This window comes from Nonomuraea diastatica (genome assembly GCF_004349015.1).
Classification (GTDB): Bacteria; Actinomycetota; Actinomycetes; order Streptosporangiales; family Streptosporangiaceae; genus Nonomuraea; species Nonomuraea diastatica.
This window is the reverse complement of record NZ_SMKP01000240.1, coordinates 1-13,989: the sequence shown is the minus strand read 5'-3', so window position 1 is coordinate 13,989 and position 13,989 is coordinate 1. Positions and strand designations below refer to the sequence as shown.

Annotated in this window: 12 protein-coding genes; 2 read left to right on the top strand and 10 right to left on the bottom strand. The window is 69.3% G+C overall.

Annotation, left to right across the window (positions count from 1 at the left end):
• Positions 1-257 precede the first annotated feature (257 nt).
• Together E1294_RS46775 and E1294_RS46770 are read right to left on the bottom strand one after the other, a co-directional pair.
• Positions 258-1,214: a D-alanine--D-alanine ligase family protein gene (locus E1294_RS46775; RefSeq protein WP_132518389.1), complete on the bottom strand. Its 957-nt coding sequence runs from the start codon at positions 1,212-1,214 to the stop codon at positions 258-260.
• A 153-nt stretch (positions 1,215-1,367) separates the two neighbouring features.
• Positions 1,368-2,714: an aminotransferase-like domain-containing protein gene (locus tag E1294_RS46770; RefSeq protein ID WP_425465273.1), complete on the bottom strand. Its 1,347-nt coding sequence runs from the start codon at positions 2,712-2,714 to the stop codon at positions 1,368-1,370.
• 154 nt (positions 2,715-2,868) lie between these two features.
• Between E1294_RS46770 and E1294_RS46765 the strand changes: the two genes are divergently transcribed.
• Positions 2,869-3,486, top strand: coding sequence for a GNAT family N-acetyltransferase (locus E1294_RS46765; RefSeq protein ID WP_132518385.1), 618 nt, complete (start codon positions 2,869-2,871; stop codon positions 3,484-3,486).
• Between the two features lie 108 nt (positions 3,487-3,594).
• On the opposite strand, the gene trxA is transcribed toward E1294_RS46765, so the two are convergent.
• The 8 genes from trxA to E1294_RS46725 form a co-directional block, all read right to left on the bottom strand.
• A complete protein-coding gene (trxA, locus tag E1294_RS46760) occupies positions 3,595-3,909 on the bottom strand; it encodes a thioredoxin (RefSeq protein WP_132518383.1) in 315 nt (104 codons plus the stop codon).
• 11 nt (positions 3,910-3,920) lie between these two features.
• Positions 3,921-4,853: a thioredoxin-disulfide reductase gene (gene trxB / locus E1294_RS46755; RefSeq protein WP_132518381.1), complete on the bottom strand. Its 933-nt coding sequence runs from the start codon at positions 4,851-4,853 to the stop codon at positions 3,921-3,923.
• Positions 4,854-4,990: 137 nt separating this feature from the next.
• Positions 4,991-5,968 carry an anti-sigma factor gene (locus tag E1294_RS46750; protein WP_132518379.1) on the bottom strand — a complete coding sequence of 326 codons (978 nt, stop codon included), beginning with the start codon at positions 5,966-5,968 and terminating at the stop codon, positions 4,991-4,993.
• Positions 5,958-6,593 carry an RNA polymerase sigma factor SigM gene (sigM, locus tag E1294_RS46745; protein WP_132518377.1) on the bottom strand — a complete coding sequence of 212 codons (636 nt, stop codon included), beginning with the start codon at positions 6,591-6,593 and terminating at the stop codon, positions 5,958-5,960. Before sigM ends, E1294_RS46750 begins: the two co-directional genes overlap by 11 nt.
• A 15-nt stretch (positions 6,594-6,608) precedes the next feature.
• A complete protein-coding gene (locus tag E1294_RS46740) occupies positions 6,609-8,120 on the bottom strand; it encodes a protein kinase family protein (protein ID WP_132518375.1) in 1,512 nt (503 codons plus the stop codon).
• 167 nt (positions 8,121-8,287) lie between these two features.
• Positions 8,288-9,895 carry a murein biosynthesis integral membrane protein MurJ gene (gene murJ, locus E1294_RS46735; RefSeq protein ID WP_246083770.1) on the bottom strand — a complete coding sequence of 536 codons (1,608 nt, stop codon included), beginning with the start codon at positions 9,893-9,895 and terminating at the stop codon, positions 8,288-8,290.
• Positions 9,892-11,991 carry a DUF6049 family protein gene (locus E1294_RS46730; protein WP_132518373.1) on the bottom strand — a complete coding sequence of 700 codons (2,100 nt, stop codon included), beginning with the start codon at positions 11,989-11,991 and terminating at the stop codon, positions 9,892-9,894. Before E1294_RS46730 ends, murJ begins: the two co-directional genes overlap by 4 nt.
• A 50-nt stretch (positions 11,992-12,041) precedes the next feature.
• Entirely contained in the window at positions 12,042-12,566 is a 525-nt protein-coding gene (locus E1294_RS46725; RefSeq protein WP_132518371.1) for an aminoacyl-tRNA deacylase, read from the bottom strand.
• 143 nt (positions 12,567-12,709) lie between these two features.
• Here E1294_RS46725 and E1294_RS46720 point away from each other — a divergent pair.
• Positions 12,710-13,989 (top strand): CCA tRNA nucleotidyltransferase (locus E1294_RS46720; RefSeq protein ID WP_246083771.1); only part of this gene is annotated, 1,280 nt, incomplete at its 3' end.

The window sequence follows — 13,989 nt, the reverse complement described above, 5'->3', positions numbered from 1 at the left end:
GGTTGGGTGCGGGTGCGGGGGCCGCGTGCGGGCGTGGGGTTGGGCTCGATGGCGGGCTTCATGCGCGGGCGTGGGCTGAGCTGGAGGGCGGACACCAGGCGCGGGCATTGGGTTGGACCCCTGGTGTGGGATCAGGCCCGCGCGCGAGTTGGGCTCTAGGGGGAGTGGATTCCCGCCTGGAGTGGGTTCTCAGGGTAGATGCGGTCCTCGTCCGGGGTGGGCTCCAAAGGGAGAGGGGTCCCGCGTCTGGGGTGGGTTTAAGGGTGGAAGCGGGCGGCGGCGTTCTGGAGGAGGGCACGGCAGAGGTCGCCCAGGTCCTGGCCGGCCGCCTCGGCGGCCATGGGCAGGAGGGAGGTCTCCGTCATCCCTGGTGCCACGTTGACCTCCAGGAAATGGGGAATGCCCGTCGCGTCGACGATCAGGTCCGTACGGGAGATGTCGCGCAGCCCGAGCGCCGTGTGAGCGGTCACCGCCGTTTCCGCGCACGCCGCGGCGGCCTGGGGGGAGAGGCGGGCGGGGGCGAAGAATTCCGTGTGGCCGGCCGTGTAGCGGGCCGCGTAGTCGTAGACCCCTTCGTCGGGGACGATCTCCACGGCGGGCAGGGCCTCCGGGCCGTTGCCGACGTCGACGACGGAGACGGCCACCTCCACGCCCTCGACGTACCGCTCGATCAGTGCTGTGTCGCCGTAGGCGAAGCAGCCGACCATGGCGGCGGGGAGCTCTTCTGCGGTGCGGACGATGGAGGCGCCGAGCGCCGAGCCGCCGCGGGCGGGCTTGACGAAGAGGGGCAGCCCGAGCCGCTCCACGATGCGGCCGAGCACGACGGTGGCGCCGAGGTCGTGGAACGTCTCCTTCGGCAGCGTGACGGACTCGGGGGTGTGCAGGCCGACGGAGCGTACGACGGCCTTGGCGGTGGGTTTGTCGAAGGCCACCCGGCAGGCGTCGGGGTCGGCGCCCACGTAGGGGACGTTGAGCAGCTCCAGGATGGAACGGATCGCGCCGTCCTCGCCCGCGCCGCCGTGCAGGGTGACGAACACGGCCTCCGGCGGGTCGGCGAGCATCGAGGGCACGAGGGACGCGTCGGTGTCGCGGGCTTCAACGTCGACGCCCGCCGCGCGCAGCACCTCGCTGACTCGGCGACCGGACCGCAGAGACACCTCTCGCTCATAAGAGAGGCCTCCGGCCAGCACGAGCACGTGGCCCAGATCGCTCATCACAACTCCTCCGCTGATCGCACGCTGTCCAACCGTACCGGCGCCGGGGGTGGATGGTGTACGGCAGGTGCTTCGTCCGCGTGCCCGGCCCGGAGGAGGAACGTTCAGGGGCCGGCGTCCCCCCGCAAGGTGGCGCCGGCCCTGTCGTGGTGATCAGGCCAGGTCGGGCCCGGGTGTGTCCACGCCGGCATGTTCGCGGGCCGACGAGGTGCCGAACGTGTCGCGCAGTTGCATCTCCTGCTCGATCACTCCGGCGAGCCGCCGCACTCCTTCACGGATGCGGTCGGGCTCGGGAAAGCAGAACGACAGGCGCATGTGCCGCGCCCCGCTGCCGTCGGAGAAGAACCCCGTGCCCGGCACGAACGCGACCCGCTCGGCCACGGCCCGCGGCAGGATGGCCTTCGAGTCGAGCCCTTCGGGCAGGGTGGCCCAGACGAAGAACCCGCCGGCGGGGCGGGTCCAGGTGACCTCGGGCGGCATCAGGGCGTCGAGCGCGTCGATGAGGGCGTCGCGGCGCTCGCGGTAGAGCTCCTTGAACGTCTTGATCTGCTCGCGCCACGGCTGCGTGGCAAGGTATTGGCCGACGGCCAGTTGGGTGAACGAGGAGTGGGACAGCACGGCCGACTCCATGGCGAGCACGAGCTTGTCGCGGATGGCGTGCGGGGCGAGCGCCCAGCCGACGCGGAAGCCGGGGGCGAGCGTCTTGGAGAAGGACCCGAGATAGACCACGCCGTCCGGGTTGTCGGCTCGCAGGGCGCGCATGGGCTCGCCGTCGAAGCCGAGCAGGCCGTACGGGTTGTCCTCGATGACGAGGACCCCGGCCCGCTGGCAGATGTCGAGCACCTGCTGTCGGCGGGCGATGTTGAGGGTCACGCCGGCCGGGTTCTGGAAGGTCGGGATCGTGTAGAGGAACTTGATGGGCGCGCCCGCGGTCTCGAGGGCGTAGATGGTCTGGGCCAGGGATTCGGGCACGATGCCCTGATCGTCCATGGCGATGTGAACCACTTTAGCCTGATAAGCGGCGAACGTCCCCAAAGCCCCCACGTACGAGGGGCCCTCGGCGAGCACCACGTCGCCCGGGTCGATGAAGATCCGGGTGATCAGGTCGAGGGCCTGCTGCGAACCGACGGTGACGACCACGTCGTTCGCCCCGGCGTGAATCCCCTCCAGCCGCATGACCTCGCAGATCTGCTCGCGCAGGTGCGGGTCACCCTGGCCGGAACCGTACTGCAGCGCGACGGGGCCGCGCTTGGTGACCAGGTCGGAGACCAGCTCGCCGACCATGTCGAGGGGGAGCGCCGTGACGTACGGCATGCCGCCGGCGAGCGAGACCACCTCGGGCCTCGACGCGACGGCGAAGAGAGCTCGGATCTCGGAGGCGACCATCCCGGTAGCTCGTGCGGCGTACCGATCGACGTACGCGTCGATGCGCGACCCGTGGGTCGCGGGTGCCTGACCGTGATCCCGCTCTGCTGTCACGGCCCACCTCCTAGGTGTCATATCGGACTGAAACACCAGATTACGCTAGACGGACATGTCGCCCGTGACGGGGCTGACCGTGGTGGTGTCGGCTGGTGGCATCTTCACTGGGCTACGATGCCACCTGTGGACGCGGTTTTCGCGCGCTTTTCCGGGTCAACGATAGGGGCGGTAGTTGTCGCGCCGGCTGGTCAACATAACCCTGGACAATCTTGACGATCTGCCGAGGCGCTGCCGGCGGTGTGTGTTCTGGGAGCTCGATCCCGTCAGCGGTGAGCGCGCGGTGGAGTCGGGCGACTCCGGGCTGGAGAAGGAGGCCTGGATCTCCGGCACGCTCCTGGAATGGGGGAGCTGCGGGAAGATCGTCTATGTCGACGGAGTGCCCGCGGGCTTCGTGCTCTACAGCCCGCCGCTCTACAGCCCGCGTTCGCTCGCCTTTCCCACCTCGCCGGTCAGCGCCGACGCGGTGCTGCTGATGTCGGCCCACATCATTCCCGAGTTCTCGGGCGGCGGGCTGGGCCGGATGCTCATCCAGGGCGTCGCCAAAGACCTCACCCGGCGCGGGGTGAAAGCCATAGAAGCTTTTGGCGACCTCAAGTGGGAAGAGCCTGGTTGCATAGTTCCCGCGGAATACCTGCTTTCTGTTGGTTTTAAGACAGTTCGTCCGCATTTGAGATTTCCACGGCTCAGACTGGAACTCAAGACCGCCGTTTCGTGGCGCGAGGACGTCGAGGTGGCGCTGGAACGGCTTCTCGGCTCCATGAGTCCGGAACGCGCCCTACGTCCCGTCTAACGGCGTCTCAGCTCTCCATACGCCCATGCGAAAGCCCCCGCCGGGGACGACGGGGGCTTTGCCGGGCGAAGCGCGCCACGAAGGGCGAACTATCAGCGCCGCAGGGCGCTAGATGATGCCCTCGAGCTCGCGCAGCAGCATGGCCTTCGGCTTGGCGCCGATGATCTGCTTCACGACCTCTCCACCCTTGTAGACGTTCAGCGTGGGGATCTGGAGTACGCCGTACTGGCGCGGGACCTCAGGATTCTCGTCGATGTTGAGCTTGACGATCTCCAGCTTGTCGCCGTGCTCCTTGGCGATCTCCTGGAGGATGGGCGAAACCTGGCGGCACGGACCGCACCATTCGGCCCAGAAATCGACCAGGACGGGCTTGTCGCTCTTGAGGACCTCGTTGTCAAAGGTGGCGTCGGTGACAGCCTTCACGGTGCGCTCCTTTACTTCTCGATGGTGGCCAGCCAGCGCTCGGAGTCGAGCGAGGCCGCGCAGCCGGTGCCGGCCGCGGTGATGGCCTGGCGGTAGGTGTGGTCCACGACGTCTCCTGCGGCGAAGACGCCCTCGATGTTGGTGGCGGTGCTGGGGGAGGCCACCTTGATGTATCCGTTCTCGTCGAGGTCGATCTGCCCCTTGACCAGTTCGGTACGCGGATCGTGGCCGATGGCCAGGAACAGCGCGTCGGTGGCCAGCTCGCACTCCTCGCCGGTCTTGATGTTGCGCACCTTGACCGCCTCGACCTTGGTGTCGCCGATCACATCGACGACCTCGGAGTCCCAGACGAACCGGATCTTGTCGTTCGCGAACGCGCGGTCTTGCATGATCTTGCTGGCCCGCAGCGAGTCACGCCGGTGGACCACCGTCACCATGCGGCCGAACCTGGTCAGGAACGTGGCCTCCTCCATCGCGGTGTCGCCGCCGCCGACGACCACGATGTCCTTGTTGCGGAAGAAGAAACCGTCACAGGTGGCACACCAGGACACGCCGTGCCCGGACAGGCGCTTCTCGTTCGACAGGCCGAGCTCGCGGTAGCCGGACCCCATCGCCAGGATGACGGACTTGGCGTAGTAGGTGTCGGTGTGGGTCTTGACGACCTTGGGGCTGGCCTCGAGGTCGACCTCGACGACGTCGTCGGCGAGCAACTCGGCGCCGAAGCGCTCGGCCTGCTTGCGCAGGTTGTCCATCAGGTCGGGGCCCATGATGCCGTCGGGGAACCCGGGGAAGTTCTCCACGTCGGTGGTGTTCATGAGCGCGCCGCCCGCCGTGACGGAGCCCTCGAAGATCAGCGGCTTGAGCTCGGCACGAGCGGAGTAGACGGCCGCGGTGTAGCCGGCTGGGCCGGATCCAATGATGATCACGTTACGCACGTCGCTCAACGCTTCACGCCTGCCTTCCTCGTCAGCTGATGCCATCGGCGTCAACAGATCCTAGGCCGCCATGATTCCCCACCCTGCCTACAACACCCACCCAAAACGAAAGAGCCCGCCGAAGCGGGCTCTGACGTGGGGTTTCCCTACCAGCGACCCAGCGCGGGCTTGCGGAGGTTCTTGCAGTTGAACGGGTCGACGATGTCAATGCGCAGCTTCTGCGCCGCCTTGTCCTTCCACGAGGCGATCACCAGGGCCTCCTGGCCGTTGTACTGCCCCTGGTCGACCGCGTACGTCGGCAGCTTCGACCGGTTCGCCACCCTGCTCACGCACTTGTCGACACTCGCGGCGTCGGATGTGCCCCCGCCGACGATGGGCGCGGGGCCGAAGACGCCTTCGAGCGGCTGCCGCAGCTCCTGGTCGCTGTAGTTGTGCTGGCTGTCGGTCAGCGCGTACGACTTCGGCCGCACCGATTTCTGCTCCACCTGCGAGGGCGTCGACACCGGCTTCGACTGCGTGGGCGCCGCCATCGGTGGGGCGACGGTTTCGCCCTGACCGCCGCCGCCGGCCATCAGGTTGGTGGAGGCCACCGCCGTGCCGACCACGACGGCCGCAGCCGCTGCCGCGAGCGCTGGCAACGCCCAGCCGCGTCGTCGTGCGCGCGTGCGCCTGGCCGGGACGATGGTGCCGTCATCGGCGACCACCCCGAGGCGCACCGGCTCTCCGGAGTCCTCCCCTGGGGCATCGGTCAGCGCCGGCTCAGGAACCTTGTCCGCGGACCTGCCGAAGTGTGCGGGCTCCTGCACCTCGACTGCGCGCTCCCACGGGGCGTCCCGCATGAGCTCGTCCCAGTCCGGTGCGTCCGCGAGGCCGACGCCTCCGCCCTTGCGGGACTCCGCCTCGGCGGCCAGAGCCTGGTCGATGCGCAGTGCGACACCCATCGGCATGGCCGGTGTGGGGGTCGCCGCGAGCACCTCGCGAACCGTCGCCAGGTCTGCCAGTAGCTCCCCGCAGGGGTCGCAGACCGCGAGATGCCCGCGGACCTGGCGTGCCGTGCCGACGTCCAGGAGACCCTCGGCCAGCTCGGCCAGGATGTCCAGATCGTAGTGCGTATCACCCGTCACGAAGTTCTGCTCCCTTCGCGGATGAGACGCGATTCAAGTCTGTTCGGTTCCGCAGATGCGAAAGAATCGGGGCAAGTTTCGCGCGTCCCCTGGCGCACCGGCTCTTCACCGTGCCGCTCGGCACCTGGAGCACCTGAGCTGCGTCTTCGACCGAGTAGCCCATCATGTCGACGAGGACGAGGGCCGCCCGCTGATCGCCGGGCAGGAGCTTGAGCGCGGCGGAAACCTCCATGGAGACCTCACGCTCCACGGTCTGGTCGGGCAGGGGAGTCTCGCGCTCGGCGGCCTCGATCAACTCGTCGTCGGCGACGGGCCTGACGGACTTGCGGCGCATCCGGTCGAGACAGGCGTTGACCACGATGCGGTGCAGCCAGGTGGTGACGGCCGCCTCGCCGCGAAACGTGGCGGCCTTGCGGTATGCGGAGACGAAGGCGTCCTGTACGGCGTCGGCGGCCTCGTCGGGGTCACCGAGCGTACGCAGGGCGACCGCCCACATGCGGTCGCGGTGCCTCTTGACGATGTCGCTGAAGGCGTGAGGATCCCCGTTGATATGGGCAGCCAGCAGCTCGGCGTCTGTGACCGCCGGCCGCTCCGCTGCTGAGGGTGTCTCGGGTGGGGAGTTCACAAGAGAGTTTCCTGATTATGCCGATCCGGGAGAGTGCACCACTACTTCATAGATGGTGCCATGAAACTTGCCTGCATCCGCCGGAACGCGTGTAAACCAGATCAAAACGTACTGACCGCTTGCCGGTTCTTCGGGGGTGAGGGTGGTTTTACCTGCTGCGTTCTTCTCGGTCGCCACCGTTTTCAGCGCGTCGAGATCGGCGGAGTCGCCCACCTTGAGTTCCACGGTCGCGCCCGGTGCGTCGCCCAGCGTAGCCACCACGTCGCTGATCTGCATGGACTTGCCCATGTCGAGCAGCAGGCCGACGCCGTCCTTGAGCCGGCCCAGGTCGGCGCTGGTGTAGGCCTCGGTCTTCCACAACGTGCCGGGCTTGCCGTCGATGGCCAGCTTCGCGATGTCGGACTTCTCGTCACTGTCGCCGAGCGGGTCGAAGCCCTTGGCGCTCTCGGGCTTGACGGCCTGGGCCTCGGCGGACGCCGACGCCGACGTGCTGGGGACGGTCTCCTGAGCATCAGGAGTGGTGGGGCTGCCCAGACTCCTGCCGATCGTCCACGCGCCCACGCCGACGGCGGCGATGACGAGCAGCACCACCAGTGTCATCAGCACCCGGTTGACCATGCTGCCCTCGCCCTTGGGCGTGCGGTGCGGCGGGGGCTGCGGCGGTGGGACGGCCAGCTTCTGCCGGTGGGCGATGTCGAGACCCTCGGTGTGGGAGGCGGAGGCCACCGCGGGGGTCGAGGGGTAGGAGATCGGGATCGGCATGGGCCTGGCGACGTCGGCCAGCGCCGCGGAGACCTCGGCCGGGGTGGTCAACGCGCCATGGCCCTTGCGCGCCTCGGGCAGGCACGCCCGAATGGTCACCGCGTCGAGATAGCCGGGCACGCCCGCGGTGACCTGCCGTGGCGTGCAGAAGTGGCCGTCGGTCATCGGCGCCGCGGGCAGCCCGCCCTCTTCCTCGTCGCCGGGCCAGTGGCCGGTCAGCCCCGCGTAGAGCAGCCGGCCGAGGCCCTCGGCGTCGTCGAGCGCCGGCTGGTCGGTGGTGAGACCGTACATGGCCGCGTCGACGGCCACGCCGAGCACCTTGACCGTGTTGCCGGTCGTCCACACCAGGTGGGACGGGCGCAGGCACAGGTGGAAGAGCTGCGACTCGTGGGCGTGCGCGAGCGCCTCGGCGGCCTCGGCGACCAGCCCCGCCGCGCGCTCCGGCTCCAGCGGGCCCGCGGCCAGCAGGTCGGTCAGGCTCTCGCCGGTGACCCACTCACTGACGACGTAGGAGGCCTTGTCGTCCTCCGCCGCGTCGAACACCTGGGTCAGGCGCGGGTCGGTGAGGCGGCTCGCCGACCGGGCGGCCGTGACGACCTCGTGGACCCGGGGGAAGCCGGGGGCGAAGGTGTGGACCGCCACGGGGCGCGCGAGGATCTCGTCGATGGCCTTCCACAGGGTGGCGCCGTCGGACTCGCTGACGCGGTCTTCCAGCCGGAAGCGCTCGGCGAGGCGGGTGCCGGGTTCGACGGCCGACGTGCTCACTGGCTCTCTCCGCTGGGCCGATCGGGCGTGCTCATGACTCGACTCACCTGCGTGGTCGTGTACCACGAAGGCACGCTATGCCGGGTGGATCCGCCCACGCCCCTCCTGCTTCCATTCGCCGCGTGTCGGGCTCCATGGTAGTGCCGAGTAGATTCCGCCCGCGTTCTTTACCGACCTACCCGCCCCGCGACCATCCCAACGATGGAGTTGACCTCCGGGATGCGCATTCTGTGCGCAACGCCGAGATAGAGGAGCAATCCAAGGCCGCCACCGACGGCCAGAACGATCAGCGAATTGACGAACCCTAGCCCGTCGAAGACCCCCGTGACCACCCAGACCGCTCCGAGTGCCAGCACGGCGGTGGGCAGAGCGGCGAGATACATCCTCGTCAGCGCCATGCCGATGCTCCATCCGCCCAGCCCCTGGACGCGGCGGCCGGCCAGCCACCAGGCCGTCAGGGCGCCCAGCGCGTACGCGACCGCGTACGCGAGAGCCAGCCCCATCACGGCGTAACGCGCCGGCAGCAGCGTGAAGAACAGCCACATGAGCAGGGCGTTGACCGCCGTCGTGCCCGCGCCGACGAACACCGGCGTGCGGGTGTCGCCGAAGCTGTAGAAGACCCGGAGCAGCAGCTGGAACAGCGCGAACGGCACCAGCGCGAGCCCGTAGACCTGCAGCACGTTGCCGATGTAGACGGCGTCGGCGACGCTGTTGGCGCCGTGGCCGTAGATCGGCACGGTGATCGCCGGGCCGAGGACCATGAGCAGCAGCGACACCGGCACCATCAACGAGCAGATGAGGCGTACGCTCGACCCGAACTCGGAGCGGACGTCGTCGAACCGCCCGTCGCTGACGGCCCTGCTCATCCGCGGCAGCATGGCCGTGATCACCGAGACGCCGATGACGCCGTAGGGCAGCTGGAAGAGCTGGAACGCCAGGGTGTACGGGCTGATGCCGTGCCCTTCCACCACGGAGCCCGCGGCGCTGGCCAGGTTGGTCGTCAGCACGAAGCCGAGCTGGGTGACGACGGTGTAGCCAATCGTCCAGACGCCGGCCTTGGCCATCTCGCCGAGCCGGGCGTTGCGCAGGTCGAAGCGGGGCATGAAGGAGAACCCGGCCCGCTTGAGCGCCACGATCAGCACGGCGGCCTGGGCCACGATGCCGGCCGTGGTGCCGAGGCCGAGCAGGACCAGCTCGCCGTCGGAGACCTTCGCGATGTCGCCCTTCGCGGTGCTGACCATGGCGAAGACGAGGAACACGCAGATGACGACCAGGTTGTTGAGCACCGGCGCCCACATGGGCGCGGCGAAGCGGTCGCGGGTGTTGAGAATGGCGCCCGCCACCGCGCCCATGCCGAAGAAGGCGAGCTGCGGCAGGATGAAGCGGGCCAGTGTGACCGCGACCTCGAACTCCCGGCTGTCCGGCGGCCACACCGTGTAGAGGTCGATGAGCAGCGGTGCGGCCAGCGCGGCGGCGACCGCGATGACGGCCAGCGCCAGCGTGGCGAGCGTCAGCAGTCGCTGCTCGTAGGCTCGCCCGCCGTCGGCGTCGTGCTGCTGGGCCCGGACGATCATCGGCACCACGACGCTGCTCAGCACGCCCAGCAGCAGCAGGTCGAGAATGCTGTAGGGGATCGCGTAGGCCGCGTTGTAGGCGTCGCCGAGCAGAGCCGTGCCGATGGCGTAGGCCAGCACCATGGTCCTGACGAAACCCGTCACCCTGGACACCATCGTGCCCGCCGCCATGATGGCGCTGGCCCGCAGCATGCGGCTCATGCGGTGCTCACCTCCCGGTTCTTGGCGGCCCGGGCGAGCTTGCGTTCTGACCGTCGCCGCAGCACCCGCGTCACCACGGCGGCGAGCATAACGGTCAAAGCGGCTCCGACGATCACTGAGGCGATGCCGGTGTAGCCGGTGGTGCGGATGGTCAGCCGCACCGGCTCGCCGTACGCCTTGCCGTCGACGGTCCTGAGCTGCACGGTGACCGTGGCGTCGCCGTTGCCGGTGGCGTTCATCGGCACCGGGACCGTGCCGCTCTGCCCGACGCCGATGGTCAGCCGCTCGTTCTGCTCTTTGACCTGCAGCAGCTTGCGGTTGTTGGACTGGACGTCGACGTAGAGGGAGATCTGGGCGCCCGTCGAGTTCTTCACGCTGATGGGCACCACGCCGTCGCTGCCGGCCAGCGATTTGCGTGGCCGGTCGGAGCCGGCTCCGGTGATCGTGACCTTGCCCAGGCGGTCATCGACCGCCGCGCTCACCTGCTTGGTCAGCGCGCGGCCCGTCCGCGAGCTGGAGCGCCAGGCCGAGGAGGACAGCCTGAGCACGGCCGCGTCGAAGCTGGACCGTGTCTTCGTCGTGGTGATCTCGGCGGTCAGCTGCGCCTTCTCCCAGGTCTCCTTGACCCGCTTGAGGTATTTGCCGCTCAACTCGTCCTTGCGGTCGGCGTCGGTGTAGGCCAGCCCGGCGCGCGGCACCGAAGCCTTGCTCGGCTTGATCGACTCAAGCGTGGTCATCTGCAGCCACGGCAGGCGGCCCGCGGCCTTGAGCAGGGCGGAGACGAGGGCCGGGTTGGGATCCCAGCGCCTCGACGGGGCGATGACCAGCGACCTGGGCGAGGTCTGGCCCTGCTCGGCGGAGATCATCGCGGTCTCGGCGATGAAACGCTGCGTGCTGAGCAGGACGCTCGTGGCGCCCTTGGGCTCGAACAGGGCGCTCAGCTGGGGATCGGCGACGAGCGCGGTGACGGGGCCGTTGACCGAGTCGAGGGTCGAGGCGGCGTCGGGCGTGAACGTGACGGGCGGCTGCGGGGGCAGGTTGCCGGGGTCGAGCAGCACCCGGTCGACCTTGGCGTCGGAGACCGAGAGCAGGTCGAGCGCGTCCGGGTCGAGCCGGCCGGAGGGCGGCCAGTTGACGTTGGTCTTCACCTCGCGGCCCAGCAGTTCCCCGGCCTTCTGCCCGGCCAGCTGGATGGCCCTGTTGGGCTGGACGTCGAGGCCGCGGTGGGCCATCCCGGTCACGTCGGGATCGGCGTAGGGGACCGCCACCACGGGCGAGGAGGCCAGCGAGGTGCGCATGCTCGTCAGCCACGCGCCGGCCGCGGCGCTGGCCGGCTGGCTCTCTTCGCCGTCCTTCGTCTTGACCGTGTAGCCGCTCTTCATCACGTCGAGGTCGTCGAGCAGCCCGGGCTCGAAGAACCAGGTCACCGTCTTGGGCGCGACCTGCGCGACGCGGGCCAGGTCGGCCAGGCGGCCCCGGCCGGCGACCGACTGGCTCAACTTGTCGTCCACGAACATGGACCCGTCGGTCGCCCGGTGCGGCTGGTCGATGACCGGCAGGGCGATGGCCAGCTTGTTGCGCGGCGGCTTGGGGACGGCAGGCGGCGCGTAGGTGAGGAAAGTGCGCTGCGCGTAGACCGGCACGCCGTACTGGGCCACGTCGATGGCGATCGGATAGACCCCGAACGAGCGGTAGTTGAGCTGCACCGGCGTCGCGGTGAACTCCCAGCGTGCCTGCTCGCCGGCGGCGAGCGGCGGGATGTCCATCGCCGAGGAGGCCGAGACGTTGCCCGGGAGCGTGGCGGTGTTCTGGTCGGCCGCGTAGGCGGCCATGGAGGCCCGGTCGGTGAGCCTCTGCGGGGTGTAGCGCAGGCGTACGCGCTGGGCCGGTGTGGGCGCGCCGGTGTCGTTGCGGACCGTGCCGGTGAACTTGATCTCGTCGGTCTGCGAAGTGGGCACGTCAGGCGTGATCGACGCGAGCGACACGGTGACGGTCTGCCTGCTCGCGCTGGTGGCAGCCGTGCTCGGCGTCGCCGCCACCATGGGGGCGAACAACGCGGCGGAGAGCACGGCGAGCAGTGTGGCCTTACGGATCACGCGGATGCCCGAGCTGGAGTACGACGACGCACGCCCGCAATGGTACGGGTTCAGTGCCGCCGCGCGACCGCCCCACGTGATCCTTTCAGGCGTGTGCCCCGGAGGTCGGCCAGCTTCCCCGGCAGGAGTGTCAGCAGGTCGACGGCGCGCAAGGAGAGCGCGGTGTGGCGTTCGCCGATGGGCAGGAAGACCGGTCCTTCGTCCACGCGCAGCCGGTCGTCGATGAACACGGGCAGCGACTCCGTCAGCAGCAGCGGGCACACCAGCCCGTCGGCGTAGTCGGTGGCCGCGTTGACCACGTGGGCGGGGGCGTAGCGCACCTGGCGCGCCGCGAGCAGACCGCCGACGGCTCCCGGCCTGGGCGGCAGGGCGACGGGGGAGGTCACCGCGATGACCACCTCGCGGCCGACCCTGGTGGCCACGTCGAACACGGTGACCATCAGGCACCTCTCGGGCGCCGCGGAGACCATCTTCGGGAGCTCCTCCGCGGATGTCATGGGACGCGGAAGGCGTACGATCTCATGATGGACCTGGTGTGCGAGGAGCCAGCGGTGGATCGCGAGGGCGTCCTTCATATAGTCCTCCTTACCTCGTTCCATGGCCCCCGACGGTCCCATGACCGAAGGTAACCCGGACCTGGTGTGGCTCGGGGGATATGTTCCGGAAGGACCCACTGAGTTTGTCCGACTCAACTCTGACCGAAAGCCAGCGGCAGGCCATGCACGGCCTGTTCCGCAAGATCGCGCCGGCGGCCGACGAGCTCGGCCGCCTGTTCGCCGCGCACGGCCACGAGCTCGCCCTGGTCGGCGGGCCCGTGCGTGATCTCCTCCTCGGGCGCATCGGCAACGACCTCGACCTGACCACCGACGCCCACCCCGAGCGGGTGCTGGAGCTCGTCAAACCCTGGGCCGACTCCGTGTGGACGATCGGCATCGACTTCGGCACCGTCGGCCTGCGCAAGGGCGGCTCGCTCATCGAGGTCACGACCTACCGCAGCGAGTCGTACGACCCGAAGTCGCGAAAGCCCGAGGTGATGTACGGCGAGACGCTGGAGGCCGACCTGGAGCGGCGCGACTTCGCGGTCAACGCGATGGCGGTGCGGCTGCCCGGGCACGAGTTCGCCGACCCGTACGGCGGGCTGCGCGACCTGCGCGCCAAGGTGCTGCGCACGCCGGGGCCTCCCGAGCGCTCCTTCGGCGACGACCCGCTGCGCATGTTGCGGGCGGCCAGGTTCGCCTCGCAGCTCGGGTTCGAGGTGGATGACGAGGCCCTGGCGGCGATGTCCTCGATGGCCGAGCGCATCCAGATCGTCTCGGCCGAGCGCATCCGCGACGAGCTCGACAAACTTCTCTGCGGCGCCAACCCGCGCGAGGGGCTGCGGCTGCTGGTCCAGACGGGGCTGGGCGCGTACGTGCTGCCCGAGCTGCCCAAGCTGCGCCTCGAGATCGACGAGCACCACCGGCACAAGGACGTCTACGAGCACACGCTGACGGTGCTCGACCAGGCCATCGCGCTGGAGGAGGACGGCAAGCCCGACCGGATTTTGCGCTGGGCGGCGCTCATGCACGACGTCGGCAAGCCGAAGACGCGCCGCCACGAGACGGGCGGGCGGGTGTCGTTCCACCACCACGAGGTGGTCGGCGCCCAGATGACGAAGAAGCGGATGGCCGAGCTGAAGTTCCCGAAGGACGTCGTGTCCGACGTCTCCCGGCTGGTCGAGCTGCACCTGCGCTTCCACGGCTACGGCACGGGCGAGTGGACCGACAGCGCCGTGCGCCGCTACGTGCGCGACGCCGGCCACCTGCTCGACCGGCTGCACAAGCTGACCAGGGCCGACTGCACGACCCGCAACAAGCGCAAGGCCGCGGCGCTGTCGCGGACGTACGACCACCTCGAGGAGCGCATCTCCAGGCTCGCCGAGGAGGAGGAGCTGGCCAAGATCCGGCCCGAGCTCGACGGCAACGAGATCCAGCGCGTTCTCGGGGTGGGGCCGGGGCC

Bases quoted from the DNA above. Each gene is read 5' to 3' on its own strand.
- E1294_RS46775 (WP_132518389.1), bottom strand. From the start codon at position 1,214: ATGAGCGATCTGGGCCACGTGCTCGTGCTGGCCGGAGGCCTCTCTTAT.
- E1294_RS46770 (WP_425465273.1), bottom strand. From the start codon at position 2,714: ATGACACCTAGGAGGTGGGCCGTGACAGCAGAGCGGGATCACGGTCAG.
- murJ (WP_246083770.1), bottom strand. From the start codon at position 9,895: ATGAGCCGCATGCTGCGGGCCAGCGCCATCATGGCGGCGGGCACGATG.
- E1294_RS46725 (WP_132518371.1), bottom strand. From the start codon at position 12,566: ATGAAGGACGCCCTCGCGATCCACCGCTGGCTCCTCGCACACCAGGTC.